Source organism: Cupriavidus taiwanensis, from assembly GCF_900249755.1.
In the GTDB taxonomy this organism is placed as follows: domain Bacteria; phylum Pseudomonadota; class Gammaproteobacteria; order Burkholderiales; family Burkholderiaceae; genus Cupriavidus; species Cupriavidus taiwanensis_D.
Window position 1 is genome coordinate 2,401,520 of the sequence record NZ_LT976853.1, and the last position, 18,284, is coordinate 2,419,803.

Consider the following 18,284-nt stretch of genomic DNA (forward strand, 5'->3'; position numbering starts at 1 on the left):
CAATGTGCTGCTTCCTTACCTTGACGGCATCAGGCCAGCGAGGCATGCAGGCCCTGCAGGTCGTAGACCTCCAGGCTCTGCATGTGCTTCAGGCCTTCCACCGCGGCGCGCGCGCCGGCAATGGTGGTGTAGTAGGGAATGCGGTTGGCCAGCGCCGAGATACGGATCGAGCGCGAATCGGCGATCGCGCCGCGGGTTTCGTCCACGGTGGTGAACACCAGCGCCAGTTCGCCGTTCTTGATCATGTCGACGATATGCGGACGGCCGTCCTTGACCTTGTTAACCACCTTGACCGGGATGCCGGCGGCCTCGATCGCCGAAGCGGTGCCGCGCGTGGCGACGATCGGGTAGCCCATATCGTGCAGCATGCGGGCCACGGCCACGGCGCGCGGCTTGTCACTGTCCTTCACGGTGATCAGCACGGCGCCCTTTTCCGGCAGGCGCGAGCCCGCGGCCAGCTGGCTCTTGAACAGGGCCTCGCCGAAGCTCTTGCCCACGCCCATCACCTCGCCGGTCGAACGCATCTCAGGTCCAAGCACCGGGTCGACGCCCGGGAACTTGTTGAACGGGAACACCGCTTCCTTGACGCTGTAGTAAGGAGGGATGACCTCGTCGCCGATGCCCTGCTCGTCCAGCGACTGGCCCGCCATGCAGCGCGCGGCGATCTTGGCCAGCTGCAAGCCGGTGGCCTTGGACACGTACGGCACGGTGCGCGAGGCGCGCGGGTTCACTTCCAGCACGTAGACGGTATCGACGCCGTCGTTCTGCTGGATCGCGAACTGCACGTTCATCAGGCCGATCACGTTCAGCGCGCGGGCCATGGCGGCGGTCTGGCGCTTCAGTTCGGCGACGGTCTCGGCCGACAGCGAGTACGGCGGCAGCGAGCAGGCGGAATCGCCCGAGTGCACGCCGGCCTGCTCGATGTGCTCCATCACGCCGCCGATGAAGACGCGCTTGCCGTCGGAGATGGCATCGACGTCGCACTCGATGGCGTCGTTCAGGAAGCGGTCCAGCAGCACCGGGGAATCGTTCGAGACCTTGACGGCCTCGCGCATATAGCGCTCGAGGTCGCGCGGCTCATGGACGATTTCCATGGCGCGGCCGCCCAGCACGTACGACGGGCGCACCACCAGCGGGTAGCCGATTTCCTCGGCCAGGCGCAGCGCTTCGTCCTCGGCACGCGCGGTGCGGTTGGGCGGCTGGCGCAGGCCCAGGTCCTGCAGCAGCTTCTGGAAGCGCTCGCGGTCTTCGGCCGCGTCGATCATGTCGGGGCTGGTGCCGATGATGGGCACGCCGTTGCGCTCCAGGTCCAGCGCAAGCTTCAGCGGGGTCTGGCCGCCGTACTGCACGATCACGCCGACCGGCTTCTCGATCGCGACGATCTCGAGCACGTCTTCCAGCGTCAGCGGCTCGAAGTACAGGCGGTCCGAGGTGTCATAGTCGGTCGACACGGTTTCCGGGTTGCAGTTGACCATGATGGTCTCGTACCCGTCTTCGCGCAGCGCCAGCGCGGCGTGCACGCAGCAGTAGTCGAACTCGATGCCCTGGCCGATCCGGTTCGGGCCGCCGCCCAGCACCATGATCTTCTTCTTGTCGGTCGGCGCCGCTTCGCACTCGCCATGCTCGGCCTCGTAGGTCGAGTACATGTAGGCGGTGTTGGTGGCGAACTCGGCCGCGCAGGTGTCGACGCGCTTGTAGACCGGGCGCACGTTCTGCGCGATGCGCGCCTCGCGCACGGCCTTGGCGTCGGTCTTCAGCAGCCGCGCCAGGCGGCGGTCGGAGAAGCCCTTCTGCTTCAGGAAGCGCAGTTCGGCGGTCGACAGGCTATCCAGCGTGCGCGACTTGACCAGGCCCTCGGTCTTGACGATGTCTTCGATCTGGGCCAGGAACCACGGATCGATGGCGGTCTCGTGATAGACCTCTTCCAGCGACATGCCGAGGCGGAACGCGTCGCCCACGTACCAGATGCGGTCCGGGCCGGCCTCGCCGATCTCCTCGACGATCTCGTCGCGGTCGGTGGACTTCTCGTCCAGGCCGTCGACGCCCACTTCCAGCCCGCGCAGGGCCTTCTGGAACGATTCCTGGAAGGTGCGGCCCATCGCCATCACCTCGCCCACCGACTTCATCTGGGTGGTCAGGTGGCTGTCGGCCTGCGGGAATTTCTCGAACGCGAAGCGCGGCACCTTGGTGACCACGTAGTCGATCGAGGGCTCGAACGAGGCCGGGGTGGCGCCGCCGGTGATCTCGTTCTTCAGTTCGTCCAGCGTATAGCCGACCGCCAGCTTGGCCGCGACCTTGGCGATCGGGAAGCCGGTGGCCTTCGACGCCAGCGCCGACGAACGCGACACGCGCGGGTTCATCTCGATGACGATCATGCGACCGTCCTTCGGGTTGATCGAGAACTGCACGTTCGAGCCGCCGGTGTCGACGCCGATCTCGCGCAGCACCGCCAGCGACGCGTTGCGCAGGATCTGGTATTCCTTGTCGGTCAGCGTCTGCGCCGGGGCCACGGTGATCGAGTCGCCGGTGTGGATGCCCATCGGGTCCAGGTTCTCGATCGAGCAGATGATGATGCAGTTGTCCTGCTTGTCGCGGACCACTTCCATCTCATACTCTTTCCAGCCCAGCAGCGATTCCTCGATCAACAGCTCGCGCGTCGGCGACAGGTCCAGGCCGCGCTTGCAGATTTCTTCGAACTCTTCGCGGTTGTAGGCAATGCCGCCGCCGGTGCCGCCCAGCGTGAACGACGGGCGGATCACGATCGGGTAGCCGCTGGTGCCGGTGTCCTGCGCGATGCGCGCCTGCACGGCCACGGCCTCGTCCATCGAGTGGGCGATGCCGGACTTGGCCGAGCCCAGGCCGATCTTGGTCATCGCGTCCTTGAACTTCTGGCGGTCCTCGGCCTTGTCGATGGCTTCGGGCGACGCGCCGATCAGCTCCACCTTGTACTTGTCGAGCACGCCATGGCGGTGCAGGTCCAGCGCGCAGTTCAGCGCGGTCTGGCCGCCCATGGTGGGCAGGATCGCATCCGGGCGCTCCTTCTCGATGATGCGCTCGACCACTTCCCAGGTGATCGGCTCGATGTAGGTCACATCGGCCGTGTTGGGGTCGGTCATGATGGTCGCCGGGTTGGAGTTGACCAGGATGACCTTGAAGCCTTCCTCGCGCAGGGCCTTGCAGGCCTGGGCGCCGGAGTAGTCGAACTCGCACGCCTGGCCGATGATGATGGGGCCCGCGCCGATGATCAGGATGCTCTTGATGTCTGTGCGTTTTGGCATTGCACGCTCTCTTTATGGGCCGGCCCGCCTTGCCTGCGGACCGCGCCGGTAATCAGGGGAATCCGTCCGGATTCGAAAATTGGGTCTGGCTCAGTTCATCGTGGCCGTCGCCAGCTTGGCGCCGAAGCCGATGAACATCGCCCCTACCCCGCTGGCCATGCCGGCCGACAGCCGGCGGCGGCGCCGGAACGCCTCGGCCAGCTTCGCGCCCACGAAGATGATCGTGGTCAGGTAGGCAAAGCTGCAGATCTGGCACACCAGCCCCAGCACGCCGAACGACAGCACCGGGTACGCAAAGGCCGGGTCGACGAACTGGATGAAGAACGAGATGAAGAACAGGATCGCCTTCGGGTTCAGCAGGCTGATCAGCAACGCCTTGCGGAACGGGTCGGACTGGTCCGGCGTGGCCGGCGCTGCCGCCGCCGCGCCGGCGGCGTCGCCGCGCGCGGCCCAGCTGCGCAGCGCGCCGCGCAGCATGTTGAAGCCGATCCACGCCAGGTAGGCCGCGCCGATGTACTTCACCACGTAGAACAGCGCCGGGCTGGCCTTCAGCAGCGAGGCCACGCCCGCCGCCGACAGCACCATCAGCACGAAATCGCCCAGGAACACCCCGCACGCGCCCTTGTAGCCGGCGCGCACGCCGCGCTGCGCCGCCACCGACAGCACGTACATCGAGTTCGGGCCCGGCAACAGCACGATGAAGATCGTGCCCAGCACATAGGTCCAGAAGTCGGTGATGCCGAAAGCGGTATGCATGAAGGCGTTCATGGGGTGTCCCGGTGTCTGTCGCAGTGGCCGCGCTTACTTGCGCGCGTCGGTCATCAGCTGGATGAAGCGGTCGAACAGGTAGGCCACGTCGTTCGGGCCGGGCGACGCTTCCGGGTGGCCCTGGAAGCAGAAGGCCGGCTTGTCGGTCAGCGCGAAGCCCTGCAGCGAACCGTCGAACAGCGACTTGTGCGTGACGCGCACGTTCGGCGGCAGCGTGTCCGCATCGACCGCGAAGCCGTGGTTCTGCGACGTGATCACCACGCGGCCATCGTCCAGGTCCTTGACCGGATGGTTGGCGCCGTGGTGGCCGAACTTCATCTTCAGCGTCTTGGCGCCGACCGCCAGCGCCATGATCTGGTGGCCCAGGCAGATGCCGAAGGTGGGGATGCCGCGGTCGATGAACTCGCGCGTGGCGACGATGGCGTAGTCGCACGGCTCGGGGTCGCCGGGGCCGTTGGACAGGAACACGCCGTCCGGATTCAGCGCCAGCGCGTCGGCGGCGCTGGCCTGGGCGGGCAGCACCGTGACCTTGCAGCCGCGCTCGGCCAGCATGCGCAGGATGTTGTACTTGACGCCGTAGTCATAGGCGACCACGTGGAACTGCGGCTTGTCCTGCTTGCCGTAGCCTTCGCCGAGCTTCCATTCGGACTGGGTCCACTGGTACGGTTCCTTGACCGAAACCACCTTGGCCAGGTCCATGCCGGCCAGGCCGGGGAACGAGCGGGCCAGGTCGATGGCCTTCTGGACGTTGTCCTCGCCGGCCAGGATGCAGCCGTTCTGGGCGCCCTTCTCGCGCAGGATGCGGGTCAGCTTGCGGGTATCGATGCCGGCGATGGCCACCACCTTTTCCTGCTTCAGGTAGTGGGCAAGGGTGTGCTCCTTGCGGAAATTGGACGCCAGGATCGGCAGATCCTTGATGATCAGGCCGGCGGCATGGACTTTCGTGGCTTCGACATCCTCAGGATTGACCCCGTAGTTACCGATATGCGGATACGTCAGCGTGACGATCTGCCGCGAGTAACTCGGGTCGGTGAGGATTTCCTGGTAACCGGTGATGGCGGTGTTGAACACCACTTCGCCGATGGTATGGCCGGAAGCGCCAATGGAATAGCCACGAAAGACCGTGCCGTCTGCTAGCGCGAGAATGGCGGACGGAAAAGACGGTAACACGGGTAGGCTCCTGCTGGACTCACCCCGTGACCGACCAATCGACGCCTCGTGCCTCCCAGGCTGGATCCGTGACGGCGGCAGCGGCATTGCGCCGAAGCGGTCGGATCCGGTCGCGACATGCTCATTGCGTCACATTACATGAAGACGGCAAAGGCGGCGCGGATGGGGGCGGCGGAAGGTGGAAAGCGGTAGGCGCTAGGGTGAAGGGTTCTGAAAGCGAAACTTTCGAATTATATCTCGCGCCACCCAATTTCTCAAGTTTTCAAGGACTTGCGCGCGGCAGGCGGCGCTGCCGCCACGCCCGTGGCCACCCGCGCGCGCCGCCGGCGGGCCGCTTACCGCGGCGGCGGCACGACCGCCGTGACCTCGATTTCCACCTTCGCGCGCGGCTCGACCAGGTCCGCTACCTCGACCGCCGTCATCGCCGGGAAGTGGCGGCCGATGATGGCGCGGTAATGTTCGCCGATCGCCCCGTAGGCGCCGACGTATTCGGCCTTGTCCTTCACATACCAGGTCATGCGCGCGATATGTTCCGGCCGGGCCTCGCCGGCGGCCAGCACCGCCACCACGTTGCGCAGCGCCTGTGCCACTTGCAGGCCAAAGTCGTCGGTCTCGAATTCGCACTGGCTGTTCCAGCCGATCTGGCCGCTGATGAACAGCAGGCGGCTGCCGGCCTGCATCTCGGTCATCATGCCGTTGGCGTAGCCGCGCGGCGGCGCCCAGTCGGGCGGCTGCAGGATCTTCATGGGGTTTCCCTGTGGTTGCTTGGTATCGGTGGAGGAATCGGCGGATGGCAATCCGGGTTCAGGCCGCGGCGACCAGATAGCGGGCCATGGCCTCGCGCACGGCATCGGGCAGCGGCTGCGGCGCGATCGCGCCGGTATCGACGCAGACCAGCCGCTGCGTCACTTCCATGCGGGTATCGTCATGCGGGCCGGCAAAGCGGATCGCCAGCGTGAAGCTGGACTGGCCCAGCTGCAGCACGCGCAATTCGCGCGTCAGCACCTCGCCCAGCCGGCTCGGCGCCAGGAAGCGGCACTCCAGCTCGGCGGTGGGAATGCCGGCGCGGCCCTCGCCATGCATGGCATCGAAGGGCCAGCCCAGCGCCTCGCCGAACCAGTCCTCGATCAGGTCGTTGAGCATTTCGAAATAGCGCGGGTAGAACACGATGCCCGCGGCGTCGCAGTGCTTGAAGCGCACCAGCACGGTATTGCGGAATACGTCGCTCATGGCTTCTCCTGGTGTGGCTTGCCGCCGGTGGCGCCCTGCTGCGCCATCTGGCGCAGCCGGAAGCGCTGCAGCTTGCCGGTCTCGGTGCGCGGCAGCGCCGGCACGAACTCGATGCGGCGCGGGTACTTGTAGGGGGCGATCTGGCGCTTCACGTGGTCCTGCAGCGCGGTGCGGGTGGCGTCGTCGGCGGCCACGCCCTCGCGCAGCACCACGTAGGCCATCACCACCTGGCCGCGCCCGTCGTCCGGCGCGCCGACCACGCCGCATTCGGCCACCGCCTCATGCTGCATCAGCGCGCTCTCCACCTCCGGCCCGGCGATGTTGTAGCCGGCCGAGATGATCATGTCGTCGGAGCGCGCCTGGTAAAAGTAATAGCCGTCCGCGTCGGCGACGAAGGTATCGCCCGGCAGGTTCCAGCCGTTCTTCACATAGTTGGCCTGGCGCGGGTCGTCCAGGTAGCGGCACCCGGTGGGGCCCTGCACCGCGAGCTTGCCGACCTGGCCGGGCGGCAATGGCTGCATGTTCTCGTCGACGATCTGCGCGACATAGCCCGGCACCACGCGACCGATCGCGCCGGGCCTGACGTCCGCCCCGGCGCTGGAAATAAAGATGTGCATCATCTCGGTGCCGCCGATGCCATCGGTCATCTCGATGCCGGTGGCGGCCTTCCAGCTCTGTCGCGTGGCGTCGGGCAGCGCCTCGCCGGCCGACACGCTGTGCCGCAGGCTGGCGATATCGAAGCGCGGCGCCAGCGTCGCCATCTGCCGGTAGAAGGTGGGCGCGGTGAAGACGATGGTGGCGCGGAAATCGTGGATCAGTTCGAGCAGCGTCTCCGGCGTGAGCTTCTCGGCCAGCACCGTGCTGGCGCCGATGCGCAACGGGAAGCACAGCATGCCGCCCAGCCCGAAGGTGAAGGCGATCGGCGGCGTACCGCAGAAGATATCGTCCGGCACGGAGCGCAGCACATGGCGCGGGAACAGGTCGCACATGGCCAGCACGTCGCGGTGGAAATGCATGGTGCCCTTGGGCTGGCCGGTGGTGCCGCTGGTGAAGGCGATCAGGCAGACATCGTCGCTGGCGGTGTCGCAGGCGTCGAAGGTCTCCGGCTTGCCCGCCATCGCCGCTTCCAGCGAGCCCTCGCCTTCCCCGTTGAAATACAGCGTGCGCGCCAGGCTCGGGCAATGGCAGTCGCCGCCGGCCTGCTGGTTGGCGTCGAGTTCCTCGCGCAGCCGCACATCGCACAGCGCGGCGGTGACCTGGGCCTTGTCGATGATCTGCTTGAGTTCCCTCGCGCGCAGCAGCGGCATGGTCGGCACCGCGACCAGCCCGGCCTTCAGCGTGGCCAGCCAGCTGGCCGCCATCATCAGGTTGTTGGGGCCGCGCAGCAGCACGCGGTTGCCGGGCACCAGCCGCATGTCCTCGACCAGCACATGGGCAATGCGGTTCACCAGCGCGGCGAGCCCGGCATAGGTGACGGTCTCGATGCGGCCGTCGCGGCGATGGCGGATGGCGATGCGCTCGCCGCGCCCTTCGCGCACATGGCGGTCGACCAGCTCCGCCGCGGCATTGATCCGCTCCGGATAGTCGGTATCGGCATTGAAGCGGAACACCGGCCACTGGTCCTGCGGCGGCAGGCGGTCGCGCGCGAAGGTGTCGAGGTGGGCTGTGGTCGCCATGGCTTGTCTCCTGTCTGCTCTGTATCGGTACGGCAGTTCGTGGGTAGCGCGGGGGCGCAAGCTGCGATGTCAGGCCTGGTGCCCGGCCAGCGTCTCGCGCGCGATGATCAGCTTCTGCACTTCCGTGGCCCCTTCATAAATGCGCAGCGAGCGGATCTCGCGGTACAGGCTTTCCACGCGCGTGCCGACCCGGACGCCGAGGCCGCCGAAGATCTGCACCGCGCGGTCGATCACCTGCTGCGCGTTCTCGGTGGCGACCATCTTGGCCATCGCCGCCTCGCGCGTGGTGCGCCGCCCCTTGACATCGCGCAGCCACGCCGCGCGGTAGGTCAGCAGCGCCGCGGCGTCGATCGCGGTGGCCATGTCGCCGATCGCCGCCTGGGTCAGCTGCAGGTCGGCCAGCACGCCGCCGAACATTGGACGGGCACGGGCGCGCGCCAGCGCATCGTCCAGCGCGGCGCGGCCGAAGCCCAGCGCCGCCGCGGCGACCGACGCGCGGAAGATGTCGAGCGTCATCATCGCCACCTTGAAGCCCTGCCCGGCCTCGCCCAGCCGGTTGCCCGCCGGCACGCGGCACTGGTCGAAGCGCAGCGTGGCGAGCGGATGCGGCGCCATCACGTCGATGCGCTCGGCGATGGCCAGGCCCGGCGTATCGGCGTCGACCACCAGCGCGGTAATGCCGCGCGCCCCCGGCGCCTCGCCGGTGCGCACGAACACGCAGTAGAAATCCGCAATGCCGCCGTTGGAGATCCAGGTCTTGGCGCCATCGATCACATAGTGGCTGCCGTCCTCCGACAGCCGCGCGCTGCATTGCATCGCGGCGACATCCGAGCCGGCCTCCGGCTCCGACAGCGCGAACGCCGCGATCGCCTCGCCGCGGGCGACGCGCGGCAGGTAATGCGCGCGCAGCGCGTCGCTGCCCGCCAGCGAGATCGCGCCCGAACCCAGCCCCTGCATGGCAAAGGCGAAATCGGCCAGGCCGTCATGGCGCGCGAGCGTCTCGCGCAGCAGGCACAGCGAGCGCGAATCCAGCGCCGGCAGCGCGCCGCCATGCGCGGCCGGCACGCAGTAGCGCAGCCAGCCGGCCTCGCCCAGCTGGCGCACCAGCGCGCGGCAGGCGGCATCAGTGTCGCTGTGGTCGACATGCAGGTGCTGCGCGCACCAGCCGTCGAGTTCATGCTCGAGCGCGCGGTGCGCGTCGTCGAACAGCGGCAGCTCCAGGTAGGTCTTGTCGGACATGGCGCTTCAGTCCCCTTCGAAGACCGGCTTGGTCTTGGCGACAAAGGCCTCGTAGGCGCGGCGGAAATCGCGCGTCTGCATGCAGATGGCCTGCGCCTCGGCCTCGGCCTCGATGGCCTCGTCCAGCCCCATGTTCCATTCCTGGTGCAGCAGCTTCTTGGTCACGCCGTGCGCGAAGGTCGGGCCGGCGGCCAGTTGCGCGGCCAGCGCCTGCGCCTGCGCCAGCACCGCTTCGGACGGATGCAGCGCGTTGAAGAAACCCCACTGCAGCCCTTCCTCCGCGCTCATCGCGCGGCCGGTGTACAGCAGTTCGCTGGCCCGGCCCTGCCCGATCACGCGCGGCAGCAGCGTGCATGCGCCCATGTCGGCGCCGGCCAGGCCGACGCGCGTGAACAGGAACGCGGTCCTGGCCTGCGCCGTGCCCAGGCGCATATCGGAGGCCAGCGCCATCATCGCGCCGGCGCCGGCGCAGATGCCGTCGACCGCGCTCACCACCGGCTGCGGGCAAGCGCGCATCGCCTTGACCAGGTCGCCGGTCATGCGCGTGAAGTCGAGCAGCTCCGGCATCGACATGCGCGTCAGCGGGCCGATGATCTCGTGCACGTCGCCGCCCGAGCAGTAGTTGCCGCCGGCGCCGGTCACCACCACCGCCTTGATATCGCTGGCGTAGCACAGGCCGCGGAACAGGTCGCGCAGCTCGGCATAGGAATCGAAGGTCAGCGGGTTCTTGCGTTCGGGCCGGTTCAGCGTCACGGTGCCGACCTTGCCGTCGGCCGACACCGACCACAGGAAATGCCGGGGCTGGTAGCCGGCAAAGCTGCGCTTGTGGTGGCGCATGTCGAGTGCGATCTCAGTCATGGGTCCTCTCGTTGTCTGCTTCAGTCCAGGTGCTTTAACCCGCCATCACTTCCCCGCCGGCGACGGGGATCGCCTGCCCGGTGATCGCGCCCGCGGACGGCTGGCACAGCCAGGCCACCGCGTCGGCCACCTCGTCGGGCTGCACCAGCCGGCGCTGCGGGTTGCGCGCGGCCAGTTCGGCGCGCGCCTGTTCCTCGCTGCGTCCGGTCTTGCCGACGATATTGGCCACCGCGTCGCGCACGATATCGGTTTCGGTATAGCCGGGGCACACCGCGTTGACGGTCACGCCCCGGGCCGCGGTTTCCAGCGCCAGCGCGCGCGTGAGGCCGATCACGCCATGCTTGGCCGCGCAGTACGCGCTGACGTAGCCGTAGCCGATCAGCCCCGCCGTGCTGGCCACGTTGACGATGCGGCCCCAGCCCGCGTCGAGCATCGCCGGCAGCGCGGCCTGCGTGCACAGGAAGGTGCCGGTCAGGTTCACGTCGAGCATGCGCTGCCACAGCGCGGCATCGGTCTTCAGGAACGGCGCGCTGTGCGCCTGGCCGGCGTTGTTGACGAGCATCGCGACCGGTCCGGCCTGGTCCGTGGCCGCGGCGAAGGCGCGCGCCACGCTGTCCGCATCGGCGATATCGGCCGTGACGAAGGACACGCCGGCGCCTGCCGGGGCATGCTCGCGCAGCGCCTGCACCGTCGCCTGCAGCGTGCCGGCATCGCGCCCCAGCAGCGTCACGCTGGCGCCATCGGCCAGCAGCCGCCGCGCGATCGCCGCGCCGATGCCGCGCCCGCCGCCGGTGACCAGCGCGTGCCGGCCGGCCAGTGTTGCCGTGCCGCCGGTCATGCCTGCTTCTCCTGCGCCGCGGCGCGTTCGAGATTGGTTTCCAGTTGCCGCTTGCCGGCCAGGTACTGCCTGGGCCAGGCGATGTCGCGGTAGCCGATGCGCGCCGCTTCGTGCAGCGTCCAGGCCGGGTTGGCCAGGTGCGGCCGGGCGATTGCGCACAGGTCGGCGCGGCCCGCGGCGATGATCGAGTCGACGTGATCGGCCTCGAAGATCGCGCCCACCGCGATGGTGGCGATACCGGCTTCGTTGCGGATGCGGTCGGCGAACGGGGTCTGGTACATGCGCCCGTAGACCGGTGCCTGGTCGGGGCTGACCTGGCCCGACGAGCAGTCGATCATGTCGGCGCCCGCGGCCTTGAACGCGCGCGCAATCTCTACCGCGTCGTCGGGCGTGATGCCGCCCTCGACCCAGTCGTGCGCGGAAATGCGCACCGACATCGGCTTGTCCTGCGGCCACACCGCGCGCACGGCTTCGAACACCTCGAGCGGATAGCGCAGCCGCGCCGCCAGCGAACCGCCGTATTCGTCGTTGCGCGTATTGGTCAGCGGCGAGATAAAGCTCGACAGCAAATAGCCGTGCGCGCAATGCAGCTCGAGCCAGTCGAAGCCCGCTTCGGCCGCGCGCCGCGCGCTGGCGACGAAGTCATCGCGCACGCGGTCCATGTCGGCACGCGTCATCTCGCGCGGCGTCTGCGATTCCCCCGGCAGGTAGGGCAATGGCGACGCCGACATCACCGGCCAGTTGCCCTGCGGCAGCGGATGGTCCATCGCTTCCCAGCCGAGCTGCGTCGAACCCTTGCGGCCCGAGTGGCCGATCTGCATGGCGATGCGCGCATCGCTGCTGGCATGCACGAAATCGACGATGCGCTTCCATGCATCGCGTTGTTCGTCGTTCCACAAGCCCGGGCAGCCCGGTGTGATGCGCGCATCGGGCGACACGCAGGTCATCTCCGCCACCACCATGCCGGCGCCGCCGAGCGCGCGCGCGCCCAGGTGGACCAGGTGGAAGTCGCCCGGCACGCCGTCGGTGCAGGAGTACATCGCCATCGGCGACACCACCACGCGGTTCTTCAGCGTGACGCCGCGCATGCGGAACGGCGTGAACATCGGCGGCAGCGGCTGGTGCGCCTGCAACTGCAGGCTGTCTGCCGGCACGCCGGCCTGCTGCGCCAGCCAGTGCTCGAACTGCGCGACATAGCCGGCATCGCGCACGCGCAGGTTCTCATGCGAGATCCGCTGCGAGCGCGTCAGCAGCGAGTAGGCGAACTGCTCCGGCGGCAGGCTGCCGGCATAGCGCTCGACGTTCTCGAACCACTCGGTCGAATTGCGCGCCGCGTTCTGGATCTTCAGCACTTCCACGCCGCGTGTCGCTTCATAACGCGACAGTGCGTCGGGCAGGCCGTCGTGGCCGCTACCGCGGATCTCTTCGGCCAGGTCGATCGCATCTTCGAGCGCCAGCTTGGTGCCCGAGCCGATCGAGAAATGCGCGGTATGCGCGGCGTCGCCCATCAGCACCACCGGCACGCGGCGGCCGTCGGGCAAGGTGTTCCAGTGCACCCATTGCCGGCAGATCACGCGCGGGAAGCGGATCCAGATTGCCGAGCCGCGCAGGTGCGCCGCATTGCTGATCAGCTTGTTGCCGTCGAGATAGCGCGCGAACAGTTTCTCGCAGTACGCGACGCCCTCTTCCTGGCTCATCTGCTCGATGCCGGCGGCGCGCCACACCGGTTCCGGGGCCTCGACGATAAAGGTCGACGTGTTGTCGTCGAAGCGGTAGGCATGCGCCTGGAACCAGCCGTGCTCGGTCTTTTCGAAGGCGAAGGTGAAGGCGTCGAACAGCTTGTGCGTGCCCAGCCAGACGAAGCGGCACTGGCGCGTGTCGATATCCGGCTGGAAGGTGTCGGCATAGCGCGCGCGGATGCGGCTGTTCAGGCCGTCGGAGGCGACCACCAGGTCGGCCTGGTATTGCATCGCCAGCGCCTGGTCGTCGCAGACATCGGTCTCGAACACCAGCCTGACCCCGAGCGCCTCGCAGCGCGCCTGCAGGATGTTCAGCAGGCGCTTGCGGCCGATGCCGATAAAGCCATGGCCGCCCGAGCGGATGGTGCGCCCGCCGATATGGATGTCGATATCGTCCCAGTGGTTGAAGGCGGCGTTGATCTCGCTGGCGCTGGCGGGGTCGGCTTGCTTCAGGTTGTCCATGGTGGCGTCCGAGAACACCACGCCCCAGCCGAAGGTGTCGTAGGGGCGGTTGCGCTCGACCACGATGACCTCGTTGGCCGGATCCTGCAGTTTCATCAGCAGGCCGAAGTACAGGCCGGCGGGGCCTCCGCCAATACAAAGCACGCGCATCTGTTGCCTCCTGCCGGCTGTTCCGGTCCCGGACCACACCGCCATCTAGATCACGGTTAAATATTTTATGCCTCAAATATTAGACTGCATCACGACCGATGGCAAGGCGGCGATGCGGTGTGCCGCGCGCGGCACCCACATCGCCCTCCCACGGCACTAGCCCTTCAGCGCCGCCTGCAGCTGTTCCAGCGCGCCCGGATCCTCGATGGTAGTCAGGTCGCCCGGATCGCGGCCTTCGGCCACGGCTTGCATGGCGCGCCGCAGCAGCTTGCCGGAACGCGTCTTCGGCAGCGCATTGACGAACAGCACCCGCGCCGGGCGCGCCACCGCGCCCAGTTGCTGCTCGACGGTCTTCATCAGCTCGCCCTCCAGCGCCAGCCGCGCCTGCGGCGTCGCCGTGCGCGCCGGATCGCGCGCGATGCAGAACGCCATCGCCACCTGCCCCTTGAGCGCGTCCTGCACGCCGACCACGGCCACCTCGGCCACCGCGGCGCTGGACGACAGGCTTTCCTCGATCTCGCGCGTGCCCAGCCGGTGGCCGGCGACGTTGATCACGTCGTCGGTGCGGCCCAGGATAAAGACGTAGCCGTCGGCATCGCGCACGCCCCAGTCGAAGGTGGAATAGCACAGCCGGTTTGGCACCGCCTGCCAGTAAGTGCGCACGAAGCGGTCATCGTCGCCCCACACCGTGCTCATGCACCCCGGCGGCATCGGGCCGTCGATGGCGACCACGCCTTTCTGCCCGGGCGGGCATTCCTCGCCGGTGTTCTCGTCGACGATCTTGAGGTCATAGCCGTAGGCGGGCACGCCGGGCGAGCCCAGCTTGGGCGGCAGCGCCTCGATGCCGCGCTGGATCGCGATGATCGGCCAGCCGGATTCGGTCTGCCAGTAGTTGTCGACCACGGGCTTGCCCAGGCCGTCCTGGATCCAGCGCGCGGTCGGCTCGTCCAGCGGCTCGCCGGCGAGGAACAGCAGGCGCAGGCTGGACAGGTCGTAGCGCGTCAGCCACGCCGGGTCCTGCTTCTTCAGCACGCGGATCGCGGTCGGCGCGCTGAACATCAGGTTGACGCGGTATTGCTCGACCAGCCGCCACAGGATGCCGCCATCGGGGCGGATCGGCGTGCCCTCATACATCAGCGTGGCCATGCCGGCCAGCAGCGGGCCATAGACGATATAGCTGTGCCCGACCACCCAGCCGATGTCCGACGCGGTGAACATGGTGTCGCCGGGCTTGCCGCAGAAGATGTATTCCATCGACGTGGCCAGCGCCACCGCATAGCCGCCGGTATCGCGCTGCACGCCCTTGGGCTTGCCGGTGGTGCCGGAGGTGTAGAGCACATAGGACGGCTCGCCCGACTCCAGCCACACGCACGGCACCTGCACGCCGGCGACGCGCTCGCGCCACGCCGCGTAATCTTCGTCGCGGCCTTCGGTGCGGGGCATGTCCGCCAGCTGGCGGTCCACCAGCAGCACTTTCTCGGGCTGGTGCGACGACAGCCGGATGGCTTCGTCCAGCAGCGGCTTGTACGGCACCACCTTGCCCGCGCGCGAGCCGGCGTCGGCGCTGACCACCACGCGCGGGCGCGCATCCTCGATGCGCGCGGCCAGGCTGACCGAGGCAAAGCCGCCGAACACCACCGAATGGATGGCGCCGATGCGCGCGCACGCCAGCATCGCGAAGGCGGCTTCCGGGATCATCGGCATGTAGATCAGCACGCGGTCGCCCCGCTGCACGCCCAGGCCCTGCAGGATCGCCGCCATGCGGCTGACTTCGTCGTGCAGCTCGGCGTAGGTGAAGCTGCGGGCCTGGTCGGTCTCGGTCGAGACCCAGTGCAGCGCCGGCTGGGCGGCGCGGTCCGCCAGGTGGCGATCGACCGCGTTGTGGCACAGGTTGGTGCGCCCGCCCACGAACCAGCGCGTGAAGGGTGCGCGGCTGTTGTCGAGCACCTGGCTGAACGGGGTTTCCCAGTCGATGCGTGCGGCCTGTTCGGCCCAGAACCCCTCGGGGTCGGCCAGCGAACGGGCATGCACGGCATGGCTTGCCGTCATGTCTGTCTCCTCCGCGTCTGCGGTTTGTTGTGATATGCCCTGTAGTTTGCCACCGGCCCGGGCGCCCGTGGCGACCGTTTCAGCGCGATGCCGCACGGGGCGGCGCCGGCACATGAAAAAAAGGGGCGTGCCCACGGCATCGCCCCTTTTGCTGTGGCCGCTTCGGCCGCTTTGGCCGCTTCGTGCCGGCGCTCAGCGTGCCTTGACGCCCTTTGCACTGGCCTTGGTGGTGGCCTTGCTGGTGGTCTTGGCCGACGCCTTCACCACCGGCGCCGCCTTGGCCGAGCGCCGCGGCGAGGCCTCGACCACCACGCGCTGGCGCGTTTCCCCCTTGCCCCTGGCCGAGACCCGGACCACCTTCGCGCCCTTGCCGGCCTTGCCGCCGGGTTCCGCGCGGCTGGCGCGTTCGGTGCGCTCGGCCCGGTCGGCGCGTTCGGCACGGGCCGCGCGCACGGCGCCGGCGCCACGCACCGGCACCATCAGCACCAGGCTCTGCCCGGCCACCAGCTTGGTGCCGGAGAGCTTGTTCCACGACTGCACCTGCCCGGCCGAGACGCCATAGCGGCGCGCCACCGAGGCCACGGTATCGCGCCGGCTGGCGCGCACCACGACGCGGCGGGCATCGGGCAGGTCCGGCTCCATCGCCAGCATGGCGCTGTCGGCCAGCGTGGCGCTGATGTCCTGGTCGTGCCGGCCCGAGCGCGGGATCATCACGGTCGAACCCGCCTTCAGGCGCATGCCTTTGGGAATGCTGTTGATCTCGCGCAGCGTGTCGGCATCGACATTCAGGCGCGCCGCCAGCGCTTCGACACGCTCGCGGCTGTCCACCGTCACCGCGGCCCAGCTCGACAGCCCGCCGCGATAGGTGTTCAGGTTGTACTGGAAGCGCTCGGCGTTATCGAATGGCAGCAGGATCTGCGGGTTCGACGCGCCCAGGATCACCGGCCGGTTGAACGACGGGTTCAGCGCCTTGAATTCTTCCACCGACATGTCCGCCAGCTTGGCCGCGAGGTTGACGTCGATATCGCGCGAGGTGGTCACCGTGACGAAGTACGGATGGTCCGGGATCTCGGGCAGCTTGACGCCGTACGCAGCCGGGTTGGCGATGATGTTCTTGACCGCCTGCAGCTTGGGCACGTAGTAGCGCGTCTCGTTCGGCATCGGCAGGCTGGCATAGTCGGTCGGCAGCCCACGCGCCTGGTTGCGCGCGATCGCGCGCGACACCGCGCCCTCGCCCCAGTTGTACGCGGCCAGCGCCAGGTGCCAGTCGCCGAACATGTCGTAGAGCCGCGCCAGGTAGTCGAGCGCGGCGTCGGTCGAGGCCAGCACGTCGCGGCGCTCGTCGCGGAACATGTTCTGCTTCAGGTTGTACGACTTGCCCGTGCTGGGGATGAACTGCCACATCCCGGCCGCCTTGGCAGTGGACTGCGCCTGCGGGTTGAATGCGCTTTCGACGAACGGCAGCAGCGCCAGCTCGGTCGGCATCTTGCGCTGCTCCAGCTCCTCGACGATGTGATAGAGGTAGCGGCTCGAGCGCCCGACCATCCGTTCCATGTACTCCGGCCGCTGCGCATACCACTGGGTGCGGTCGTCGACCAGCGTGCCCTCCAGGTCGGTCATGGCAAAGCCGCGCCGGATCCGGTCCCAGATGTCGTTGGACGGGCCGCGCAGCCAGTCCAGGCCGCCCTGGTCGACATTGATGGTGGAAGTGGAAGAGAGCGCGGACTTGTCGCTGAGGGTGTTGAGCGGGTCCTGGCGCTTGGCAGTCTGGGCGGTCGCGGCACCGTCGGCGCCTTCAGGCGGCGTGGGGGTGCTGGCGCACGCTGCAAGCAGCGCGGCGCACGCGACCACCGCCAGTAGTCGACCAATTTTCATTAAGTTCTCAAATCGTGGCGCTAAAAGGTTGCGTGATGCTAAAAAAAACCGCGTATCGCGTCAATCAGATTTTCCACATAGACAGTATCCGCCCGACCGCCGCCATGCCTTGCGGCGCAAGGCATGGCGGCCCGGCGCGGGGTCAGCGGAAGTTGTCCTTCCAGCCGCGCAGCGCGCCGAACGCCTGCGCATCGCCGGTGGTGGTTGCGCCGTGCGCCGACAGCGCGGCACGCACCGCGGGCTCGCGCGAACGCAGGAAGGGGTTGACCTGCCGCTCATGCGCGATGGTGGTCGGCAGCGTCGGCCGGTCGGCCGCGCGCAGCGCCTCGACGCGCTGCTCCCATGCCTCGAGCGCGGCATTGCCGGGCTCGACCGCGCGCGCGAAGCGCACATTGCTGCGCGTGTATTCGTGCGCGCAATAGACGCGGGTGTCGCCGGGCAGCGCCGCCAGCTTGTCCAGCGACGCCAGCATCTGCGCCGGCGTGCCTTCGAACAGGCGTCCGCAGCCGCTGGCGAACAGGGTGTCGCCGCAGAACACCGCCGGGCCGGCTTCGCCCAGGTCGGCGACGTAGGCAATGTGGCCGGCGGTGTGGCCGGGCACGTCCAGCACGCGCAGCGTCAGCGCCGGCGCGTCGAGGGTCGCCACATCGCCCTCGCGCAGCGCCTGGGTGCGCCCGCCGATACGCTCGCCCGCCGGTCCCAGCACCGGCACCGGAGCGCCCGCCGGCGTGCGCGGATGCGCCGCCAGCAGCTCGGCCACGCCGCCCTGGTGATCGCCGTGGTGATGGGTGATTACAATAGCGCCCAGAGCCAGACCGCTTTGCGCCAGGAAGCGCTGCACCGGCGCGGCCTCGCCAGGATCGACCACGGCGGCGCAGTGCCCGTCGTGGATGGCCCAGATATAGTTATCCTGGAACGCCGGGATCGGCTCAACCTTCAACATGCGCATGCT

General features: G+C 68.4%; 13 protein-coding genes. All 13 read right to left on the minus strand.

What is annotated here, in order from left to right; translation table 11 throughout:
• Positions 1–29: 29 nt before the first annotated feature.
• Positions 30–3,278, minus strand: a complete 3,249-nt coding sequence (carB, locus tag CBM2594_RS10960) for a carbamoyl-phosphate synthase large subunit (protein ID WP_116356839.1) — start codon at positions 3,276–3,278, stop codon at positions 30–32.
• Positions 3,279–3,368: 90 nt separating this feature from the next.
• Positions 3,369–4,046 (minus strand): leucine efflux protein LeuE, encoded by a 678-nt coding sequence (leuE, locus tag CBM2594_RS10965; RefSeq protein WP_116356840.1) that lies wholly within the window; start codon positions 4,044–4,046, stop codon positions 3,369–3,371.
• A gap of 33 nt (positions 4,047–4,079) precedes the next feature.
• Positions 4,080–5,216: a glutamine-hydrolyzing carbamoyl-phosphate synthase small subunit gene (gene carA, locus CBM2594_RS10970; RefSeq protein ID WP_116356841.1), complete on the minus strand. Its 1,137-nt coding sequence runs from the start codon at positions 5,214–5,216 to the stop codon at positions 4,080–4,082.
• Positions 5,217–5,551: 335 nt separating this feature from the next.
• Positions 5,552–5,962, minus strand: a complete 411-nt coding sequence (locus CBM2594_RS10975) for a RidA family protein (protein WP_116356842.1) — start codon at positions 5,960–5,962, stop codon at positions 5,552–5,554.
• Between the two features lie 58 nt (positions 5,963–6,020).
• Positions 6,021–6,446, minus strand: a complete 426-nt coding sequence (locus CBM2594_RS10980) for an acyl-CoA thioesterase (protein ID WP_116356843.1) — start codon at positions 6,444–6,446, stop codon at positions 6,021–6,023.
• On the minus strand, positions 6,443–8,122 hold the full coding sequence (locus CBM2594_RS10985; RefSeq protein WP_116356844.1) for an AMP-binding protein: 1,680 nt from the start codon (positions 8,120–8,122) through the stop codon (positions 6,443–6,445). The genes CBM2594_RS10980 and CBM2594_RS10985 overlap by 4 nt, the downstream gene beginning before the upstream one ends.
• Before the next feature lie 69 nt (positions 8,123–8,191).
• Positions 8,192–9,361, minus strand: coding sequence for an acyl-CoA dehydrogenase family protein (locus CBM2594_RS10990; RefSeq protein ID WP_116356845.1), 1,170 nt, complete (start codon positions 9,359–9,361; stop codon positions 8,192–8,194).
• A gap of 6 nt (positions 9,362–9,367) precedes the next feature.
• Positions 9,368–10,219, minus strand: a complete 852-nt coding sequence (locus tag CBM2594_RS10995) for an enoyl-CoA hydratase family protein (protein ID WP_116356846.1) — start codon at positions 10,217–10,219, stop codon at positions 9,368–9,370.
• A gap of 34 nt (positions 10,220–10,253) precedes the next feature.
• Positions 10,254–11,057 carry an SDR family NAD(P)-dependent oxidoreductase gene (locus CBM2594_RS11000; protein ID WP_116356847.1) on the minus strand — a complete coding sequence of 268 codons (804 nt, stop codon included), beginning with the start codon at positions 11,055–11,057 and terminating at the stop codon, positions 10,254–10,256.
• Positions 11,054–13,408, minus strand: a complete 2,355-nt coding sequence (locus CBM2594_RS11005; RefSeq protein WP_116356848.1) for a bifunctional salicylyl-CoA 5-hydroxylase/oxidoreductase — start codon at positions 13,406–13,408, stop codon at positions 11,054–11,056. The genes CBM2594_RS11000 and CBM2594_RS11005 overlap by 4 nt, the downstream gene beginning before the upstream one ends.
• A 156-nt stretch (positions 13,409–13,564) precedes the next feature.
• Positions 13,565–15,457: a propionate--CoA ligase gene (locus tag CBM2594_RS11010; protein ID WP_116356849.1), complete on the minus strand. Its 1,893-nt coding sequence runs from the start codon at positions 15,455–15,457 to the stop codon at positions 13,565–13,567.
• Positions 15,458–15,649: 192 nt separating this feature from the next.
• Entirely contained in the window at positions 15,650–17,332 is a 1,683-nt protein-coding gene (locus CBM2594_RS11015) for a transglycosylase SLT domain-containing protein (protein ID WP_116356850.1), read from the minus strand.
• A gap of 142 nt (positions 17,333–17,474) precedes the next feature.
• On the minus strand, positions 17,475–18,275 hold the full coding sequence (gene gloB / locus CBM2594_RS11020; protein WP_116356851.1) for a hydroxyacylglutathione hydrolase: 801 nt from the start codon (positions 18,273–18,275) through the stop codon (positions 17,475–17,477).
• Between the last annotated feature and the right edge of the window lie 9 nt (positions 18,276–18,284).

What these genes read in the sequence shown, in the direction of transcription:
- carB (WP_116356839.1), bottom strand. Translation starts at nt 3,278, where the DNA reads ATGCCAAAACGCACAGACATCAAGAGCATCCTGATCATCGGCGCGGGC.
- leuE (WP_116356840.1), bottom strand. Translation starts at nt 4,046, where the DNA reads ATGAACGCCTTCATGCATACCGCTTTCGGCATCACCGACTTCTGGACC.
- CBM2594_RS10975 (WP_116356842.1), bottom strand. Translation starts at nt 5,962, where the DNA reads ATGAAGATCCTGCAGCCGCCCGACTGGGCGCCGCCGCGCGGCTACGCC.
- CBM2594_RS10980 (WP_116356843.1), bottom strand. Translation starts at nt 6,446, where the DNA reads ATGAGCGACGTATTCCGCAATACCGTGCTGGTGCGCTTCAAGCACTGC.
- CBM2594_RS10985 (WP_116356844.1), bottom strand. Translation starts at nt 8,122, where the DNA reads ATGGCGACCACAGCCCACCTCGACACCTTCGCGCGCGACCGCCTGCCG.
- CBM2594_RS10990 (WP_116356845.1), bottom strand. Translation starts at nt 9,361, where the DNA reads ATGTCCGACAAGACCTACCTGGAGCTGCCGCTGTTCGACGACGCGCAC.
- CBM2594_RS10995 (WP_116356846.1), bottom strand. Translation starts at nt 10,219, where the DNA reads ATGACTGAGATCGCACTCGACATGCGCCACCACAAGCGCAGCTTTGCC.
- CBM2594_RS11000 (WP_116356847.1), bottom strand. Translation starts at nt 11,057, where the DNA reads ATGACCGGCGGCACGGCAACACTGGCCGGCCGGCACGCGCTGGTCACC.
- CBM2594_RS11005 (WP_116356848.1), bottom strand. Translation starts at nt 13,408, where the DNA reads ATGCGCGTGCTTTGTATTGGCGGAGGCCCCGCCGGCCTGTACTTCGGC.
- CBM2594_RS11010 (WP_116356849.1), bottom strand. Translation starts at nt 15,457, where the DNA reads ATGACGGCAAGCCATGCCGTGCATGCCCGTTCGCTGGCCGACCCCGAG.
- CBM2594_RS11015 (WP_116356850.1), bottom strand. Translation starts at nt 17,332, where the DNA reads ATGAAAATTGGTCGACTACTGGCGGTGGTCGCGTGCGCCGCGCTGCTT.
- gloB (WP_116356851.1), bottom strand. Translation starts at nt 18,275, where the DNA reads ATGTTGAAGGTTGAGCCGATCCCGGCGTTCCAGGATAACTATATCTGG.